This is a genomic window from Yinghuangia aomiensis (assembly GCF_039542225.1).
Classification (GTDB): Bacteria; Actinomycetota; Actinomycetes; order Streptomycetales; family Streptomycetaceae; genus Yinghuangia; species Yinghuangia aomiensis.
The window spans coordinates 21,367-40,740 of sequence record NZ_BAABHS010000011.1 but is presented as its reverse complement, the minus strand read 5'-3'; the positions used below and the strand labels follow the sequence as shown (position 1 = coordinate 40,740).

Below are 19,374 nucleotides of genomic sequence, written 5' to 3'. Positions count from 1 at the left end.
GACGTTCCGGATATCGCGCACCATCGCTTCCGCAGTCGATTCCCGGGTGTTCGGGCCGAGTATTCCGGCATTTTCCCGAGGACCCGCCGCCCGCGTCCCCGCCGGCGTTTCCCGGAATATTCCGGGGCCCGGCGGGCGGCCGCGCCCGCCCCGGAAGGAGCCGCATTCATGGCGTCGCAGACCGACCGCCGCGACCTCGTCCTCGCGATCGGACCGTTCGAGGAGCCCAACGCCGCGGTGGCCGCGGCAGCACACCGGGCGGGGGCGCAGGGGGTCGTCGACCTCGGCCGGGACGCCGCCGCGGCCCGGGCCGCCCTCGCGGTCCTGGCGCGGCGCCGCGACCGGGCGTTCGGCGTGCGCGTGCCCTGCGGCTGCCCGCTCGTCCCGGCGGAACTCCCGGACGGCGCCGACGTGGTGGTGCTCGCCGCGGACGCGCCGTGGGCGGTGTCCGACGTCGGACCGGGGCGTCGCGTGCTGGCCGAGGTCGGCTCGCTCGCCGAAGCCCGCGCCGCGCGCGACGCCGGCGCGGACGGCCTGATCGCGGTCGGCCACGAGGCCGGCGGCCGGGTCGGCGGCACCACGACGTTCGTGCTGCTCCAGCAGCTGACCGCCGATCCCGGGCTGCGGCTGCCGGTGTGGGCGAAGGGCGGCATCGGCCCGCACACCGCGGCGGCCGCGGTCGCCGGCGGCGCGGAGGGCGTCGTCCTCGACACGCAGCTCGCACTCCTCGCGGAGTGCGCCGCGGCCTTGCCGGACCCGGTGGCCGCCGCACTACGGGCCATGGACGGCGGCGAGACCGCGCTGCTGGACGGGCACCGGGTGTTCACCCGGCCGGGTTTGCCGTTGCGCGAACTGGCCGACACCGCGGCGGCGTCCGGCGGAATCGCGACCGCCTTCGGGGCGCGCGGGCTCGACCGGCAGCTGCTGCCGGTGGGGCAGGACGGCGCGCTGGCCCGGCGGTTCGCGGAACGGTACGGGACGACCGGGCGGGCGGTCGCCGCGGTCCGGACGGCGATCGCCGAGTCGATCGAGGCCGCCGTGCGGCTGCGGGCGTTGGCGCCCGCCGCGGGGGACGAGCCGCGCGGCTCGTCCGCCGTGCGGCGCCCGCGGCTGCCGGTCGTTCAGGGCCCGATGACCCGGGTGAGCGACCGGGCGGAGTTCGCCGAGGCGGTCGCCACCGGCGACGGACTGCCGTTCCTCGCTTTGGCATTGCTCGACGGCGACGCCGTCCGCGCACTGCTCGCCGAAACGGCGGCGCGGCTGGGCGACAAGCCGTGGGGTGTCGGGCTGCTCGGCTTCGCGCCGCCGGAACTGCGGGAGCGCCAGTTGGCCGCGGTCGCCGAGGTGCGGCCGCCGTACGCGCTCATCGCGGGCGGGCGCCCCGACCAGGCGGCGCCGCTCGAAGCCGCCGGGATCGCCACGTACCTGCATGTGCCGTCGCCGGGGCTGCTGGAGCAGTTCCTGCGGGCGGGAGCCAGGCGGTTCGTGTTCGAGGGTCTGGAATGCGGCGGGCACGTCGGGCCGCGGGCGAGCTTCCCGCTGTGGGAGACCCAGATCGACGCGCTGCTCCGGCACGCCCGCAAGCACGGCGCGGCCGACCTCGACGTGCTGTTCGCGGGCGGCATCCACGACGCCCGCTCGGCGGCCATGGTCGCCGCCGCGTCCGCCCCGCTGACCGAACGCGGCGCCCGCGTAGGGGTGTTGATGGGAACGGCGTACTTGTTCACCGACGAGGCGGTGACGGCCGGGGCGATCCTGCCCGGGTTCCGGGATGCCGCGGTCGAGTGCGGCGAGACCGTGCTGCTGCAGACCGCGCCGGGGCACGCCACGCGATGCGCGGACACGCCGTTCGTGACGGCGTTCGCCGCGGCCCGCGCGGATCTCGAGGCACGGGGAGTCCCCGCGACCGACATGTGGGCCGAGCTGGAAGGGCTCAACCTGGGGCGGCTGCGTATCGCCAGCAAGGGCGTGCGGCGCGCGGGCTCCGACCTCGTCCGGGTCGACGACGCGACGCAGCGGCGCGACGGGATGTTCATGCTCGGGCAGACGGCGGCACTGCGCGGCGCGACCACGGACATCGCCGCGCTGCATCGGGAAGTGACCGACGGAGCGGTGGAGTTCTTGGCTTCCCGAGCCGCCGGGTTGGGGCTGGGTGCGGCGGAGGGCTCTGCTGCCGAGCCGCTCGATGTGGCGATCGTCGGGATGGAGTGCGTGTTCCCGGGGGCAGCGGATGCGGCCGGGTTCTGGCGGACCGTCGTGGGCGGCGCGGATGCCGTGTCCGAGGTGCCGCGGGAGCGCTGGGACCACGATCTGTACTACGACCCGGACGCGGTGCGTGATCCGCACGGCCGCACGCCGTCGAAGTGGGGCGGGTTCGTGCCGCGGATCCCGTTCGATCCGACGGCGTACGGGATTCCGCCGGCGTCCCTGGGGTCGATCGAACCGGCGCAGCTGCTGGCGCTGCATGTCGCGGCGCGGGCGCTGCACGACGCGGGGTACGGCGACGGGCGCGAGTTCGACCGCTCGCGGACGGCCGTGGTGTTCGGTGCGGAGGCGGGCACGGACCTGGCGGGGGCGTACGGCTTCCGCTCCCTGTACCCGGCCTACTTCGGCGCGCTGCCGCCCGACCTGGACGCCGAGTTGCCGATGCCGACGGAGGACTCCTTCCCCGGCGTGCTCGCCAACGTCATCGCGGGCCGCATCGCGAACCGCCTCGACCTCGGCGGGGTGAACTACACCGTCGACGCCGCGTGCGCGGCCTCGCTGGCCGCGCTGGACCTGGCGTGCAAGGAACTCGTGCAGGGCGGCGCCGACATGGTGCTGTGCGGCGGCGTCGACACGCACAACGGCATCAACGACTATCTGATGTTCGCGTCGGTGCACGCCCTTTCGCCGTCGGGCCGGTGCGCGGCATTCGATGGGGCGGCCGACGGGATCGCGTTGGGCGAGGGTGCCGCGTGCCTGGTGCTCAAGCGCCTGGCGGATGCCGAGCGCGACGGGGACCGCGTCTATGCGGTGGTCAAGGCGGTCGGCGGGGCGAGCGACGGGCGGTCCCTGGGGCTGACCGCGCCGCGGCCGGAGGGGCAGCGGCGGGCGTTGGAACGGGCGTACGCGAACGCGGGCGTGTCGCCGGCCTCGGTGGGCCTCGTGGAGGCGCACGGCACGGGCACGGTGGTCGGAGACCGCACCGAACTGGAGACGCTGACCGCGGTGTTCGCGGAGGCCGGTGCCGCGCCCGGGAGTTGTGCACTGGGGTCGGTGAAGTCGCAGATCGGGCACACCAAGTGCGCGGCCGGGCTGGCCGGGTTGATCAAGGCGTCGCTTGCGGTGCACCACGGGGTGCGTCCGCCGACGCTGCATGTGAAGCGTCCGAACACGGCATGGGATGCCGAGACCAGCCCGTTCTCGTTCGACGCGCGATCGCGGCCGTGGACCGAGGCGGACCCGGCGCGGCGCGTGGCGGGGGTGAGCGCGTTCGGGTTCGGCGGGACGAACTTCCATGCGGTGCTGGCCGGGCATGCCGGGCCCGTTCCGGTGGACGACCCGGACCTGCTGGGCAGCGCGGCGGTGGCGGAGTGGCCGGCGGAGCTGTTCTGCTTCGCGGGCGCGTCGCGGGAGGACGCCGAGGCGGCGCTCGCCAAGGTCGCGGCGTCGGCGGATGCTGCCGGGCCCCGGAGCCTGCGGGGGCTGGCGGCGTTCGCCGCGGATCTGCTGCCGGCCGGGGCGCCGGTGTGGATCGCGTTGGTGGCGGGCGATGTCGACGACCTGCGCGTCAAGCTGGCGCGGGCCCGGGACGGGGCCGAGGATCCGCGCGGGGAGATCTTCCGGCGGCATACCGACGAGGACGGGCCGGGGAAGGTGGCCTTCCTCTATCCCGGGCAGGGCAGTCAGCGGCCGGGAATGGCCGCGGACTTGTTCGTCGCGTTCCCCGGGCTGCGGGCCGTGCTGGGCGAAGCGCCGGAGTCGTGTGTGGCGGCGATGTTCCCGCCCGCGGCGTTCACCGCGGAGGACCGCGATGCGGCGCACCGGCGGATCACGGAGACCCGGACGGCGCAGCCCGCATTGGGGGTTGCTTCGGTCGCGGTGACGCGGTTGCTGGACCGGCTCGGCGTGCGGCCGGAGTTGGCGGCCGGGCACAGCTACGGGGAGTTGGTCGCGCTGTGGGCGGCCGGGCTGTACGACAGCGCGGCGCTGCTGCGGCTGAGCGCGGCCCGGGGCGAGGCCATCGTGGCCGCGACGGGCGACGACCCCGGCGCGATGGCGGCGGTGGCCGCCGGGGCGGACCGGGTCGCGGAGGTGGTCGGCGCGGGTTCCGACGGGGCTCTGGCGCTGCCGGGCCTGGTGGTCGCGAACCTCAACACGCCGAAGCAGACGGTGGTTTCCGGGCCGACCGCGAGCGTCGACGCGGCGGTGGCGCTGCTGGAGGACGCCGGGATTTCGGTGCGGCGGCTGCCGGTCGCGTGCGCGTTCCACAGTCCGCTGATCGCGGGCGCGGCGGAGACGCTGGCACGGGTGGTCGACGAGGTGGAGTTCGCGGCGGCGTCGTTCCCGGTGTGGTCGAACACGTCGGCGGAGCCGTACCCGCCGGATGCGGAGGCGGTGCGGCGGCTGCTGGCCCGCCAGGTCGCCGCGCCGGTGCGGTTCGTCGACGAGATCGAAGCGATGTACGCGGCCGGGGCGCGGGTGTTCGTCGAGGCGGGTCCGGGGCGGGCGTTGACCGGGATGGTGGGAGCGATCCTCGGGGACCGCCCGCACACGGCGGTCGCGTGCGACGTCGCGGGCGAGCCCGGGATCCGGCGGCTGCTGACGGCCTGCGCGGAGTTGGCGGTACGCGGTGTGCCGGTCGCGGTCCGGGAGCTGACCCGGGGACGGGTCACGCCCGCGGACGTCGAGCCGGGACGGCGGCCCGGGTGGGTCGTCGACGGTCAGCTCGTGCGGACGGCGGACGGGGAGCCGGTGGCGGGCGGGTTGCGGCCGGCGCGGGGGAGCCGGGTGGCGGAGCCGGTGCCGATGCGGGGGGCGGATCCGGCGTTCGGGCACGCCGCGGGCCCCGGCCGGGAGCTCGGCGCTCACCCGCGCGGCGGCCCGGACGCGCGTGGGCCCGGCGATCGGTTCGACCCGTTGACCGGCGGAACCGCCCCGTATCCGGGTTCGCCGCGGCTCGCCCCCGGCCCTGCGGTCACCGCCGCGACCGAGGCTTCCGGCGACGCAAATCCCCTCGGCCCCGGCGGGTCGTATCCGGCGTCGCCGCTCGTCCCTCCTGTTTCCCTGTCCCTCCCGATTCCCTCGGAGTCTGTCTTGGCCGGTCGATACCCCGAGTTCGCGGATCCCCGTGAGAACGCCGTGCTCGCCTACCTCGCCGGGACGCGCGAGTTGATCGCGGCGCAGCGGGACGTGCTGCTCGGTTTCCTGGGCGCGCCGCCGATGACGTCGCCTGTGCCTCAGCCCGCGGTGTGGGGCGGGGCGACGCCGATGACGCCCGTGGGGGCGGTGCAGCCGGTGTATTCGGAGACCGCGGCGCCGATGGCGTACGCGGAGGCGTCGGCGCCGACGGCTTACGCGGCGGAACCGGAGCCGGTCTGGGAGGTCCCGGCCGAATCGGCGGTCGTCGCGCCCGGGCCCGTGTCCGCACCCGCCGCACCCGCCGCGCCTGCCGCGCCGAGCCGTGCGTTGCCGAGCACGGACGACGTGCTCGAAGCCGTCCTGGACATCGTCGGCACGCGCACCGGCTACCCGCGCGAGATGCTCGACACCGACCTCGACCTGGAAGCCGACCTGTCCGTCGACTCGATCAAACGCACGGAGATCATCGGCGAGTTGGCGATGCGGCTGGACCTGCTCGACGAGGCGCTCGTCGAGCGGCTGGCCCGGGTGAAGACGATCAGCGGGATCGTGGAGGGGCTGGTGGCGCACGCCCGGGAGGTGGTGGGCGGCAGCGCTTCGAGTCGGTCGGATGATCCGACTTTTGATGGGGGTCCCCACTCCAACCAAGTACCGGATGCGGGGGGTGGGGCGCGAACGGTTGTCCACAGCCTCGACCAGTCGTCGGCGGACGTCCACGGCTCCGGCCTTTCGGGCGCGCTCGCCACGGGCTCCGCGTTCGACGCCGGCTCCGGCCACGCCCCCAGCCCGGCCCTCGCCGCCGGCACCGGCCCCGTCCCCGACGCCAACCCCGCCCGTACCCCCGAACCCCTGGCCCTCGCCCCCCAACCCCCCACCCGCCACACCGTCGACCTCGTCGCCTTCCCCTCCCCCGCTCACGACCCCGCCTACGTCGACGCCGCGCTCGCCGGCCGGTCCGTGCTCCTCGTCGCCGACCCGCACGGGGTCGCGCTCGCGCTCGCCGCGCTCTTGGAGCGCCGCGGTGCCCGGGTGAGGATCGCCGAGCCCGGGGTCACGCTCGGCGATGTCCCCGACGTCCTCGTCCACCTGGGCGCCCTGCGTGCCGAGGACGTCCCGGTCGTCCTCGACGACTTCCCGCTCCTGCGCGACGCCCTCCGCGGCGGGGTCCGCACCCTGCTCGCCGCCACCGGCTTCGGCGGCGCGTTCGGCCGGGACGCCGCCGCGCGGGCAGCCGGAGCCGCGGGGCTCGGGCTGGCCGGGTTCGCGCGGACCGCGGCCCGCGAATACCCGGACACCGCCGTCCGCGTCGTCGACCTCGATCCGAAAGCCGAGCCCGCGCACCTCGCCGAGCAGCTCCTGCCGCTGCTCGCCGAACCCCCGGCCGGCCCCGACGGCCACGTCGTCGTCGGGCTCGACACCGGCACCAGGCTGCGCCGGGTCCTCGACGCACGCCCCACCCCCACCGACCCCGGCGAACCCTCCGGCACCCGGCCGCTCGGCCCCGGCTCCGTCGTCCTGCTGACCGGCGGCGCACGCGGCATCACCGCGCAGGCCGCCCTCGGGTTCGCCCGCGCGTACGGCTGCCACATCGAACTCGTCGGCCGCACCCCCGCCCCGGGCCCGGAAGACCCCGCCACCGCCGCCGCGCCCGACCGGACCGCGCTGCGGGCCGCGCTCGCCGCCGCCCGGTTCGGGAAGCCCGCCGAGATCGAGACGGCCGTGTCCGGCATCCTCGCCGGGCGCGAGGTCGCCGCGACGCTCGCCGAACTCGGCGCGCACGCCGCGTCCGTCCGCCTGCACGCCACCGACGTCCGCGACCCGGCCGCCCTGCACGCCGTCGTCGCCGACGTGTACGCGCGGCACGGCCGCCTCGACGGCATCGTGCACGGCGCGGGCGTCCTCGACGACCGGCTCCTCGCCGACAAGTCGCACGACGCGTTCGCCCGCGTCTTCACCACCAAGGTCGCCGCGGCGCACACCCTCGCCGACGCGGTGCGCGGCCGCCCGGACGGCACCGGACTCCCCGCGTTCCTCGCCCTGTTCGGCAGCGTCGCCGGCGTGTTCGGCAACCGCGGGCAATCCGACTACGCGGCCGCCAACGACGCCCTCGACACCCTCGCCTGCCGCTGGCACCGTGCCGCCGCCGACGGCGCGCCCGACGCGGTCGCCGAACGCGTCGTGTCCGTCGACTGGGGACCGTGGGCCGCGTCCGGCGGCGGCATGGTCACCGCCGAACTCGAACGCCACTACCAGCGCCTCGGCATGCCCCTCATCGACCCGGACGCCGGCGTGGCGGCCCTGCTCGCCGAACTCGCGTCCGGCTCCACCGCCCCGCACGTCGCCTACCTGTGCCCGCCGCCCGCCGGAGACCACCGGTGACCGCCGACCGCGCCCGCCGGACCGGCGGGCCGCGGCCGACCGACGCGGCGATCGTCGGCATCGGGGCGGTGTTCCCCGGCGCACCCGACGCCCCCGCGTTCTGGGCGAACGTCGCCAAGGGCGTGGACGCCATCACCGACGTCCCGCCGCACCGCTGGGACCCGGACGTCTACTTCGCCCCCGGCGCCGCCACCGGCCCCGTGCACGCCGACCGGTTCTACTGCCGCAAAGGCGGATTCGTCGACGAGTACGCCGCCTTCGAGCCGACCCGCTTCGGCATCATGCCGTCGGCCGTCGACGGCGCCGAACCCGACCAGCTCCTCGCCCTGCGCACCGCCGCCGAAGCCCTCGCCGACGCGGGCGGCGAAGACCGGCTGGCCGACCGCTCCCGGGTCGGCGTCGTGTTCGGCCGCGGCGGCTACATGGGCGTCGCCACCGCCCGCCTCGACCAGCGGGTCCGCACCGCGCACCAGCTCGTCGCGGTACTCCGCGACGTGGCACCGGAGTTCGACGAGGAACGGCTGACCGCGGTACGCACCGCCTTCCAAGCCGCGCTCGGCCCGGAGCAGCCCGACGCGTCGATCGGCCTCGTGCCGAGCTTCACCGCGTCGCGGATCGCGAACCGGCTCGACCTCGGCGGCCCCGCGTACACCGTCGACGCGGCCTGTGCCACGTCGCTGCTGGCGGTCGACCACGCCGTGGCGGAACTCGCGTCGGGCCGCTGCGACGCGGTGATCGCGGGGGCCGTGCACCACTGCCACATCGCGACGCTGTGGAGCGTGTTCACGCAACTGCGGGCGCTGAGCCCCGCGATGCGGATCCGGCCGTTCGACCGGAGCGCCGACGGCACGCTGATCTCCGAAGGCACCGGCGCGGTCGTCCTCAAGCGCCTCGCCGACGCGGAACGCGACGGCGACCGCATCTACGCCGTCGTCCGCGGCGTCGGCATCTCCAGCGACGGCCGGGCCGCCAGCCTCATGAGCCCGCTCGCCGACGGCCAGGTCCGCGCCCTCGACCGCGCCTGGACCGCGGCCGGCCTCGACCCGCGCGCACCCGACGCCCTCGGACTGCTGGAAGCCCACGGCACCGGCACACCGGTCGGCGACGGCATCGAACTGGAGACCCTGGCACGCGTGTTCGGCCCGCCCACGGGCCGACCGGACGTGGTCGTCGGGTCGGTGAAGTCGAACATCGGCCACGCCATGCAGGCCGCCGGCATGGCCGGACTGCTCAAGGCCGTGTACGCGGTCCACCACGCCGTCCTGCCGCCCACGCTGCACGTCGACGCACCCCACCCCGCCCTCGCCCGCACCCGCATGCGGGTAACCGACGCGGCGGAACCCTGGGACGCGCCGGTACGCCGCGCCGGGATCGACGCCTTCGGCTTCGGCGGCGTCAACGCCCACGTCGTCGTCGAACAGCCGCCCGCGGGCCGGGCGGCGGCACTGCCGACGGGGGCGGGGCGGCTCGGGGACGCGTCCGAAACCGCTGCGTCGATGGTGTCCGAGGCCGCGGGTGCGCCGCTCGCCGCCGTGCCCGTCCTGCGGCTGGCCGCCGACAGCACGGCGGCCTTGGCGCTGCGCCTCACCGAGTACGCCGATTCCGCGGCCCGCAGCGACCGCCCCGAAGGGCCGCCCGACCCGGGCCGAGGCGCCTGCCGCCTCGCCCTGCTCAACCCCACGCCGAAACGGATCGACCTGGCCCGCCGCGTCCTCGCCCGCGGCGAGCCCTGGCGCGGCCGCAGCGACCTGTGGTTCACCCCGCGCCCGCTCCTCGGCCCGCACGCCGCCCGGCCGGGCACGGTGGCTTTCCTGTTCCCGGGTCTCGAACCCGGCCTCCAGCCAGAGCTGGACGACGTGGCCGACGCGTTCGGCCTGCCGCTGCCGTCCGGCCTCGGAACGGACGACATCGTCGGACGCGCCCTCGACGCGCTCGGCGCCGGACGGCTGCTGACCGCCGCCCTCGGCCGGCTCGGCATCCGGCCCGCCGTGCTCGCCGGACACAGCGTCGGCGAATGGACCGCGATGGTCGTCGCCGGGATGTACCCGGACAGCGCGCTCGACGTGTTCCTCGGCTCGCTGGGCCCAGGCTCGGTCGCCGTCCCCGACCTGGTGTACGCGGCCGTCGCCTGCGGCGCGCCCCGCGCCTCCGCGGCCTGCGCGGCCGTCGGCGGGGTCGTCGTGTCCCACGAGAACTGTCCGCACCAGTGCGTGGTCTGCGGACCGGAAGACGCCGTGGCCCGAGTCCTGGAGCGGCTGCGCGGCGAAGGCGTCCTCGGGCAGGAGATGCCGTTCCGGTCCGGCTTCCACACCCCGATGTGGGAACCGTACGTGGCACAAGTCCGGGCCGCCTTCGACAAGTTGCCGCTGCGCACCGGCCGGGTCCCGGTCTGGTCCGCGACCACCGTCGCCCCGTTCCCGGAGAAGCCGGGCGCGGTACGCGAGCTGACGATCCGCCACCTGCTGGAACCGGTCCGGTTCGGGGCACTCGCGGAACGGCTGCACGACACCGGAGTCCGCGCCTTCGTGCAGGTCGGCGCGGGCAGCCTCGGCGGCTTCGTGGACGACGCGCTGCCCGGCGCGGACATCCTCACGGTCTCCGCGCACGGCACCCGACGGCCGGGGCTCGCGGGAATCGCGGCGGTGGCGGCGGCGCTGTGGACGGAGGGGTACGAGGCGGCGCCGACTTCGGCGGCGACAACCGCCGCCGGGAAGTCGCGCGCCGACGCGGGCACGGCCACGGGCCCGGGGCCGGCCTCGAGCATCGCCGCCGCGGTGGCGGCACAACCCGGGTCGGCCGCCTCCCGCCGCCGTCCGGTGCCGGCGGTCCGGCTGAACCTCGGATCGCCCCTGATCCGCCTCGATCCGACCGCACTCGCGACGGCCGCCGGACCGTCCGCGGCGGTCCGGCCCGGGACGGTCCCGACCCTGGCGGCTCCCGGCCCCGCAGGGCCGCACCCCGCCGCGCCGCGCCGCGGCACCGGGCATCCCGGCACCGGCAGCACACGCACTCCCCCGGTCCCCCTCGTCGACGCGGCGTCGGCACCGACCGGCCCGCGGACCCGCACCGGTCCCTCCTCAGCCGTTCCGTCCGGCGCCGCCGACCTCGGCAATCCGGTCCTCGCCGCGTTCGCCGCGATCCTCAACGAGGCCGGGGACGCCGCCACCCGCGCCCGCCAGGCCTGGGCGAACCGAGCCCCGGCCCCGCCGCACCCGCACCCGCACCCGCACCCGCAGACGGTCCCGCCCACCGAGGCCCTCCGGCCGCCGACCGTTGTCGCCACGCAATCCGGGCAAGGCGTTTCCCGCCCCACAGCCCCGGCCATGCACCCGCGCGCCTCGGGCCCGGCCGCCGCGGCCCCGCACGGCCCGAACACCCCCGCGCCTCAAGCCCCCTCACGCCCCACAGGCCCGACCACGCCCACGCCCGGCCCCGCCGCCCCGGCCCACCGCTCTGCCGCCAACCACCCCATGCCCCGTCTCACCCGACGCCAGGAGTTCTCCCTGCGCACCCTCCCCTACGTCGCCGACCACTGCATCTACGAGCAGCACGACCGCTGGCCCGACGCGTCGGACCGCTTCCCGGTCGTCCCGATGACCACGCTCCTGCACCTCGCGGGGGAAGCCGCCCGGGCACTCGTGCCCGGGCGGGTCGTCACCGGCTACCAGGACGTCCGGGCGCTGCGCTGGCTGCCCGTAGCGCCGCCGACCGACGCCGAGGTCACCGCCGCGCGTCTGGACGCCGACCGCGTGCAGGTGTCCATCTCCGGATACACCACGACCGTCGTCGTCCTCGGCACGCGGCCGCGCCCGCCCGAGCCGGGCGACGACACCCCGCTGACCGGCGAAGGCCCGGCCCCCGTGCGGGCGGCCGACTTGTACGCGGGCCGGTGGATGTTCCACGGCCCCGGGTTCGCGGGCGTCGACGAGATCACCGCGATCGCCGACGACGGCATCCGCGGCGTGCTGCGCTGCCTTCCCGCGCCCGGGGCGCTGCTCGATGCCGCGGGGCAGTTGCTCGGCCACTGGATGCAGGTGAAGCTGCCGACCGACCGGCTCGTCTTCCCGGTCTCCGTCGACCACGTCCACCTGTACGGGCCGCCGCCCGCGCCCGGGGACCGGCTCGCCGCCACCGCGCGGATCCGCGACGTCACCGCCACCACGGTCCGCGGCGACGTCGAACTCCGCGGTTCCGTCGACGGGTTGCTGCGGGCCCGGTTGACCGGCTGGACGTACCGCCGGTTCGCCGCGGACGAACGCGTGTGGCCGATGAAGTTCACGCCGCACACCACCGGTGTCGGCGAACCGCAGCCCGAAGGCTGGTACTTGGTGCGCACCCGGTGGCCCGACGCGGCCTCGCAGGAGCTGGTGATGCGCCGCTACCTCGACGCCGCGGAACGTGCCGAGTTCGCCTCCGTGCCGCCGCGGGCCCGGGCCGGGTGGCTGCTCGGCCGGATCGCCGCGAAGGACGCCGCACGCGGATATCTGTGGGCACGCGGCGAAGGGCCGATGTACCCGGCGGAGATCCACGTGCGGAATCTCGACGGCGGGCAGCCCGCCGTGAGCCGCATCCCGGTCGCCGACGATCCCGACCTGCCGCCCTCCGACAGCCCGGCACTGCCGCACATCTCCCTCGCGCACAAGGACCGCATCGCCGTGGCGCTGGCCGGCCGCGGCCCCGTCGGCATCGACGTCGAGACCCTCGCCGACCTGCCCGACGCGGTCGCCCGCACCGCCCTCACCGACGACGAGCGGACCCTGCTCGCCGATCTCGCCGACGGCGACCCCGCCGCGCGCACCGCGTGGCTGGTGCGGTTCTGGTGCGCGAAGGAAGCCGCCGGAAAAGCCGACGGCACCGGCCTGGCCGGCCGGCCCCGCGCGTGGCGGGTGGTGCGCGCGGGCGGCGACACGCTCGTGCTGGCCGGCCCGTCCGGCGGGCACACCGTGCGCACCCGGGTCGTCGCGGACGGGCCGGACCGCTACGTCGTCGCATGGACCGTGCCGGCCGCCGCCCCCGCCCCGACCACCCCCCAGGAGTCCCCGTGACCAGCGAAACCGCCACCGGCACCCGTACCGCGCCCCCGTCCCGCCCGCGTGCCGCGGACCCGTCGCGGGCCGACGTGATCCTCGCCGAGGTCACCGCGATGCTCGTCGCGGTCGTCGGCGACGAACTCCTCATCGCGGGCGACGTCGAGCGCGGCAGTTCGTTCCACGACGACCTCGCCATCGAGAGCATCGAGTTCGTCGCCCTCGCCGAACAGCTCGAGGAACGCTACGGCGACCGCGTCGACTTCATGGCGTTCCTCGCCGAGCTGGAGATGGACGAGATCCTCGGGATGACCGTCGGCACCCTCGTCGACCACATCGCCGCCCAAACCGACGGGCCGTCCCCCACGGACGCGCACCGGAGCGCGGCTGCCGGACGGGGGGTGTAGCGGCGATGCACGTCGACGCCAACGGGCTCCGCTTCCACGTCCAGCACCTGCGCGGCGACCGGCCCGCCGCCGCGCGGCCGACCGTCGTCCTGCTGCACGGCCTCGTCCTGGACAACCTGTCCAGCCTCTACTACACGCTCGCGCCGCCGATCGCCCGGGCCGGCTACGACGTGCTGCTGTACGACCAGCGCGGCCACGGCCGCACCGACCGGCCGCCGACCGGCTACGACCTGGACACCGCCGTCGACGACCTGGCCGCCGTCGTCAAGGCCTGCGGCATCACCCGCCCCGTGCACCTGGTCGGCAACAGCTACGGCGGCCTCGTCGCCCTCCACACCGCCTACCTGCACCCCGAGTCGGTGGCGAGCGTCGTCCTCGTCGAAGGCCAGTCCCTCGACCCGCAGCACACCGGCGACCTCCCCGGCCCGGACGGTTACAAGGGCGGCTGGGTCGAATCGATGGCGAACACGCTCAACCTCGTCGCCCTCGGCCTCGAACGCAACCGCTGGGACGCCGCGGCGGCCGCCGCCGACCGACAGGCCCGCAAAGCCGCCCGGGTGCGCGCCGCCACCGACGCCCTGCTCAACGACACGACGCTCATCGAGGACGTCAGCACCGCCCGCCTGCTCACCCCCGGCCAACTCGCCGCCGTCCGCAACCCCGTGCTCGCGCTGTTCGGCGCCGAATCGGACCTCGCCGCGTCCGGCCCGCTGCTCGCCGACCTGCTGCCCGACTGCGACCTGGAAGTGTTCCCGGACGCCGCCCACGCCCTGCTGCGCGACGCACCCGACGCCCTGGTCGGAGCGGTTCTGCGCCGCCTTGACGCGCTGTCCGCGGCGGCCGGGAGCGCGGCATGAGATTCCTCTTCGTCATGCCGCCGTTCACCGGACACGTCAATCCGGCGGCCGCCGTCGCCGCCGAACTCGCCGCACGCGGCCACCGCATCGCCTGGTGCGGCCCGCCGGAGACCGCCGACCTGCTGCCGCCGGACGCCGAACTCCACCCGTCCGACGGCGGCCCGCCGGACGGCTACGCCGCCCTGCACGGCGCCTGGCAGGGCCTGCGCGGCGTCGGCGCCCTGCGCTTCCTGGTCGCCGACGTGCTGGTCCCGCTCGCCCGTGCGATGCTCCCGGCCGCGCTCGCCGCGATCGACACGGTCAAGCCGGACGTCGTGGTCGCCGACCAGCAGGCGTTCGCCGGGGCCGTCGCCGCCGAACTGCGCGGGGTGCCGTGGGTGACGTCGGCGACCACGTCGGTCGAATTCACCCGGCCCTTCGAGGGGTTCCCCAAGGTCCACGCGTGGGTGCGCGACCAGGTCTGCCGGGTCGCCGACGACGCCGGACTCGGCCCGGGCTGGGACGCCCGGTTCGCGGCACCCGCCGCGCTGGTCTTCTCCACGCCGGAACTCTCCGGCACCGGACCGGACGTCCCGCCGCACCACCACTACGTAGGCCCGGCGTTCGGCGCCCGCCCGACCTCGGCCGGCTTCCCCTGGGAACGGCTCGCGTCCGACCGCCGCCGCGTGCTGGTCTCGCTCGGCACCCTCAACCGGGACGCCGGCACCCGCTTCTATCCGGCGGTCGCCGATGCGTCCCGCGCCCTCGCCGACCGCGCCCAGATCGTCATGGCCGCACCCGACGGGATGCTGTCCGCCGCCGGGAACGAGCACGTGCTGCGGCAGGAGCACGTACCGCAGCTCGAACTCCTCCCGCACATGGACGCCGTCCTCACGCACGGCGGCCACAACACGGTCTGCGAGGCGCTCGCGTTCGGCCTGCCCCTCGTGGTCGCGCCGATCCGCGACGACCAGCCCCTCGTGGCCCGGCAGGTCGTGGACGCGGGAGCGGGCGTGCGGGTGCGGTTCGGGCGGGCGCACGTCCCGGAGATCCGGGCGGCGCTCGAAGCCGTCCTCGACGATCCGCGCCATCGGGAAGCCGCTCTGCGGATCCGCGCTTCGTTCGCGAAGGCGGGCGGCGCCCCGGCCGCGGCGGACCTGCTGGAGCGGATGCCCGCGGAGGTGTGCGGATGAACACGGGCTTCTCGCCGTTCCCGTGGCTGGCCTTGCTGCTGCTCGCCGCCGTGCTGTTCGGCACGCTGCGGTCCCGGCGACGGCTGCGGCACATGCCCGTCCTCACCTCGGGAAGCCCGGCGCGGCCAGGCGAAGAAGCAGACCGGGAAGCCGGCCCGCGGGACTTCGCGTGGCTGACCGTCGCGGGAATCGCCGTCGACCGGGAACTGGAGCATTCGGCCGTCGAGTTCGCGACCGCGCAGGGGCTGCTGGTCTTGGACCTCGTCCCCGGCGACATGCCCGTCGAGCCGCTGCTGGATCTGCTGCACGAGTTCGACCCGACCGCGTTCCGCACCGACCCGGTGGCGCGCGGCCGCGGCGCCGAGCACGCACTGCTGGTGCACACCGACGTGCTGCGGCGTGCCGGGGTCTCACCCGCCCGTGACCTCACCCCGGCCGGACTCGCCGACGTGACAGCCCGGTTGAAACGCTACGCGGCGCGTTCCACCGGACATGCGATCGCGCCCGGCCTGCGCGGGAACCCGCCGGACGCCCGCGCGTACAAGGCGCTGACCGCGGCGCGCGGCGGGTCGCCCGCCGGCTCACTGGGCGGGCTGCTCGGCGAGACGGCCGCGTTCGCCGGCGCCGGGTACGGCACGCCGTTCTGGGGCCTGCTCGCGTTCGCCGCCTGGTGGGTGCAGCCGTACGCCGTCGTCGCGGGCAGCGCCCCGGTACGCCCGCGCGACGCGGCCGTGTCGACGCTGGGGCGTCCCGTCCTGGCTGCCGTCCGCTGGCTGCGGGCCGCCGCCGGACCCGCCGCGCCCGCCCGGTGGACACCCGCGGAAGACGCCGCCCGCCGCTCCGCCTACGCCGCCGAACTCGCCGACGGCACCGACCGGTTCTTCGAGCCTCGCGCCACCGCCTGCCCGTGGTGCGGATCGGACCGACTCCGGGTGCGGCTCCGCACCAAGGACCGGCTGCAAGGCAAGCCCGGCCGGTTCGTCCTCGACCGATGCCGGGACTGCGGGCACACCTTCCAGAACCCGCGCCTTTCCCTCGACGGACTCTCCTTCTATTACCGCGACTTCTACGACGGCGTCGGCGCCGACGGGGCCGAGTCGATGTTCGCCGGCATGACCCGCCACTACCGGAACCGGGCCCGGCTCGTCCGGCGGCACGCGGAGCCCGCCCGCTGGCTGGACGTCGGCACCGGCCACGCCCACATGTGCCTGGTCGGGAAGTCCGAACTCCCGGACACCGCCTTCGACGGCCTCGACCTCGGCTCGGGCGTCGAGGAAGCCGCCCGGCGCGGCTGGATCGACCACGCCTACGTCGGCCAGTTCCCCGACCACGCCGACACCCTCGCGGGACGCTACGACGTGGTCAGCATGCACCACTACCTGGAGCACACCCGCGACCCCGGCGCCGAACTCGACGCCGCCGCCAAGGTCGTCACTCCCGGCGGCCACCTGCTGATCGAAGTGCCCGACCCGCAGTGCTGGTACGCGCGCCTGCTGCACCGGCGCTGGCACCCGTGGTTCCAGCCCCAGCACCAGCACTTCGTCCCGCTCGGCAACCTCACCCAGGCGCTGACGGCGCGCGGCTTCACCGTCGCCGAGGTCGAACGCGGACCCGCGCACCAAGGACAGCTGTTCATGGCCGCGGCCACCGCGACGCTGGCCGCCGTCGCCCCGGATCCCCGGCAGCCGTGGGCCGTGCCCCGGTTCGCACCGGCCCGGCGCGTGTGGCGCGGGGCGGCCGCGGCCGTGTTCGTGCCCGTGTTCGCCGCGGCGGCCATGCTCGACCTGCTCGGGTCCGCCGCCGCGCGCACGCTGGGCCCGGCGGGCGGCAGCGACGCCTACCGGGTGCTGGCCCGCAAGGAACCCGGGTGACACCCGCCCGGGCCGCACACGCCTCCTGTCCGTTCCCGAAAGGACGTCCATGGCTCTCGTCGACCGCCGGGACGCGGCACCCGTCCTGCGCGTCGTGCCGTTCTCGTTCGCGCAGGCCTTCGGGCACGCCCCCACCGGCGTCTGGACCGCGCCCTACGCCGTCCGGCTGGCGGGCGTGCCCGGCCGCGAAGGCATCACCGTCCCGGTGGGCGCGAACGTCGTCATGGCGGCCGCACCGCGCACCGACGGCATCCTGCGGATCGGCTCGCTCGACCGGCCGCTCGAATCCGTCGAAGTCCCCGTCCACGGCACCGGACACCACGTGCCCGGCTGGGCGGCTCCGATCGTCGAGACCGCACACGCCCTCGCCCGCCTCGGCGGCCCCGGGCCCGGCGCCGACCTGCTCCTGCACGCCGACCTGCCCGACGACACCGGCCTCGCCCCGTCCGTGCCGCTGTCCAGTGCCACCGCACTCGCCTGGACCGCCCTCCACGGGCCGCGGCTGACCGCCCTCACCCTCGACGCGCTGCTCCGCAACACCGTCGACCCGCCGCACGACACCGCGGACGGCAACGCCCTGCGCAGCGCCGCACTGTGCGGCGGCGACGGGCACGCCCTGCTGGTCGGCTCGGCCGGCCCGGTCGGCGAGCAGCCGTGCGACCTGGCGGCGGCCGGGCTGCGGATGATGCTGATCGTGCCGCGCGAACAGCCGCCGGCGCGGGGGGCGGCGGCATCGGTCGCGGCGTCGCTGCGCAGTGCCCGCGACGAGGTCCGGCGGGCGGGCCGGATGGCCGCGCTGCTGCGCGACGGGCTCATGGCGGAGGCACTGGCCCTGGTGACCGCGACGCAGCGGGCCCGGGTGCCGGGCTACGGCGGCAGTTGGGCGGACACCGACCCGGTGGTCGCGGCGGCGTGCCGGGCCGGCGCGTTCGGCGCGCGGGCGGCGGGCGGCGGGACGGCGGTGGCCGCGTTCCTGCCGGTCGCCGCGGCGGTCCGGGTGCGGACGGCGGTGGCCGCGGTGTTCCGCGAGCAGGGGCGTCCGGTGCCGCGGTTCCTGACGATGGTGGGCGGGGCCGCGGCCGGGGCCGCTCACGCGTAGTCGAGTTCCCGCACCCCGTGCATCCGGGCGTACGCGCACAGCGCGCGGATCTGCGGCGTCATGGGCTTGCGCAGCCACGCCAGGCCCATGGTGCGGGTCAGCGGCGGGGAGAACGACCGGACGCCGATGGTGCCGGTGAACCGCTGCGCGAGGTCCGCGTACCACAGGGCGGAGCCGACCCCGGCGGCGACGCAGGCCAGCCACGCGCCGCGGTCGTCGGTCTCCATGGCCGTCCGGGGGCGGATTCCGTGGAAGTCGAACAGCATCGCGAAGTCGCGGCCGCGCGGCGAATCCGCGGGCGGTTTGATCATCGGCAGGCCGTCCAAGGCACGCCACGGCACCGGGTCGGGCAGCGGCGTGTCCGGCGGGGACACCAGGACCACTTCGTGGCGGCGCAGCGGATGCACCCGGAAGTCGGCGGGCATCGGCAGGTCGGCCAGGATCAGGTCGGCGTCGCCTTTGCGCAGGGCGGTGAACAGGGCGTCCCGGGTGGGTTCGCAGTCGACGGCGACGTCGATCTCCGGGCGCTTGGCACGGAAGCCGGGCAGCAGACCGCTCATGAAGTCGATCGCCAGGGTCTGGGTGGTGGCCAGGCGCAGCGCGCTGCGGCCGGTGTCCGCGTCGGCGGGGCCGACGGAGTCTTCGATGGCGCGGACGCCGTCCAGCACCCGGCGGGCCAGCGCGGCGACCCGGACGCCTTCCGGCGTGAGCGCCATACCGCGTCCGGAGCGGACGAACAGCTCCACTTTCAGCTCACGTTCCAGGGATTGGAGGGATCGCGACAGCGCCGGCTGGACGACGAAGAGGGCCTGTGCAGCCGCGGTCATGCTCCCGTGCTCGACAACGGCGATGAGGTAACGCAGTTGCTGGAGAGTCACATTCCGCACCGTACCCCTGCGTATGGTCCGGGTCACCCTATCCGCCCGGTTTCCTTGTCCCGCATCCGCCAAATGGGCGTCATCGGTTGACCATCCGCAGGCAAAATCCGCGGCAAACCGGAAGCGGCACGCACCGTTTCGGCATCGGTCCATGTCGGCTCGGTCGGATTGCGCCACCGCCCCGGACAAACCCGCAGGCCACCGGTACCCCGCCGACTCGCCCGCAGATTCCGCGCGTTGTGACCTCCGGCGCGGCACCGCACGATGCCCCGCGGCCGACTCGGCCGGCACCACCGGAACGACCCGGATCTCCCGAAAGCGGATCTCCCGACCAGGATCTC

The 19,374-nt window shown here is 75.9% G+C and carries 8 protein-coding genes; 7 read left to right on the top strand and 1 reads right to left on the bottom strand.

Annotated features, from left to right (window positions below; translation table 11 throughout):
* The first annotated feature begins 168 nt into the window (after nt 1-168).
* Genes ABEA93_RS16740 through ABEA93_RS16710 form a run of 7 tightly spaced genes read left to right on the top strand, consistent with a single transcriptional unit; the run spans nt 169 to nt 18,155 of the window.
* Nucleotides 169-7,722: an SDR family NAD(P)-dependent oxidoreductase gene (locus ABEA93_RS16740; RefSeq protein WP_345676356.1), complete on the top strand. Its 7,554-nt coding sequence runs from the start codon at nt 169-171 to the stop codon at nt 7,720-7,722.
* Entirely contained in the window at nt 7,719-12,767 is a 5,049-nt protein-coding gene (locus tag ABEA93_RS16735; RefSeq protein WP_345676355.1) for a type I polyketide synthase, read from the top strand. The genes ABEA93_RS16740 and ABEA93_RS16735 overlap by 4 nt, the downstream gene beginning before the upstream one ends.
* On the top strand, nt 12,764-13,156 hold the full coding sequence (locus tag ABEA93_RS16730) for an acyl carrier protein (RefSeq protein ID WP_345676354.1): 393 nt from the start codon (nt 12,764-12,766) through the stop codon (nt 13,154-13,156). The genes ABEA93_RS16735 and ABEA93_RS16730 overlap by 4 nt, the downstream gene beginning before the upstream one ends.
* 5 nt (nt 13,157-13,161) lie before the next feature.
* Entirely contained in the window at nt 13,162-14,013 is an 852-nt protein-coding gene (locus tag ABEA93_RS16725) for an alpha/beta fold hydrolase (RefSeq protein ID WP_345676353.1), read from the top strand.
* Nucleotides 14,010-15,185: a glycosyltransferase gene (locus tag ABEA93_RS16720; RefSeq protein WP_345676352.1), complete on the top strand. Its 1,176-nt coding sequence runs from the start codon at nt 14,010-14,012 to the stop codon at nt 15,183-15,185. Before ABEA93_RS16725 ends, ABEA93_RS16720 begins: the two co-directional genes overlap by 4 nt.
* Nucleotides 15,182-17,056 carry a class I SAM-dependent methyltransferase gene (locus ABEA93_RS16715; protein ID WP_345676351.1) on the top strand — a complete coding sequence of 625 codons (1,875 nt, stop codon included), beginning with the start codon at nt 15,182-15,184 and terminating at the stop codon, nt 17,054-17,056. Before ABEA93_RS16720 ends, ABEA93_RS16715 begins: the two co-directional genes overlap by 4 nt.
* Nucleotides 17,057-17,105: 49 nt before the next feature.
* Nucleotides 17,106-18,155, top strand: coding sequence for a hypothetical protein (locus ABEA93_RS16710; protein WP_345676350.1), 1,050 nt, complete (start codon nt 17,106-17,108; stop codon nt 18,153-18,155).
* Here the strand turns inward: ABEA93_RS16710 and ABEA93_RS16705 are convergent.
* Complete coding sequence (locus ABEA93_RS16705) at nt 18,146-19,033, bottom strand: LysR family transcriptional regulator (protein ID WP_345676349.1); 888 nt, start codon at nt 19,031-19,033, stop codon at nt 18,146-18,148. The two genes, ABEA93_RS16710 and ABEA93_RS16705, sit on opposite strands and share 10 nt — an antisense overlap.
* Between the last annotated feature and the right edge of the window lie 341 nt (nt 19,034-19,374).

Coding starts and splice junctions, on each gene's coding strand:
- ABEA93_RS16725 (WP_345676353.1), top strand. CDS start 13,162: ATGCACGTCGACGCCAACGGGCTCCGCTTCCACGTCCAGCACCTGCGC.
- ABEA93_RS16740 (WP_345676356.1), top strand. CDS start 169: ATGGCGTCGCAGACCGACCGCCGCGACCTCGTCCTCGCGATCGGACCG.
- ABEA93_RS16715 (WP_345676351.1), top strand. CDS start 15,182: ATGAACACGGGCTTCTCGCCGTTCCCGTGGCTGGCCTTGCTGCTGCTC.
- ABEA93_RS16710 (WP_345676350.1), top strand. CDS start 17,106: ATGGCTCTCGTCGACCGCCGGGACGCGGCACCCGTCCTGCGCGTCGTG.
- ABEA93_RS16720 (WP_345676352.1), top strand. CDS start 14,010: ATGAGATTCCTCTTCGTCATGCCGCCGTTCACCGGACACGTCAATCCG.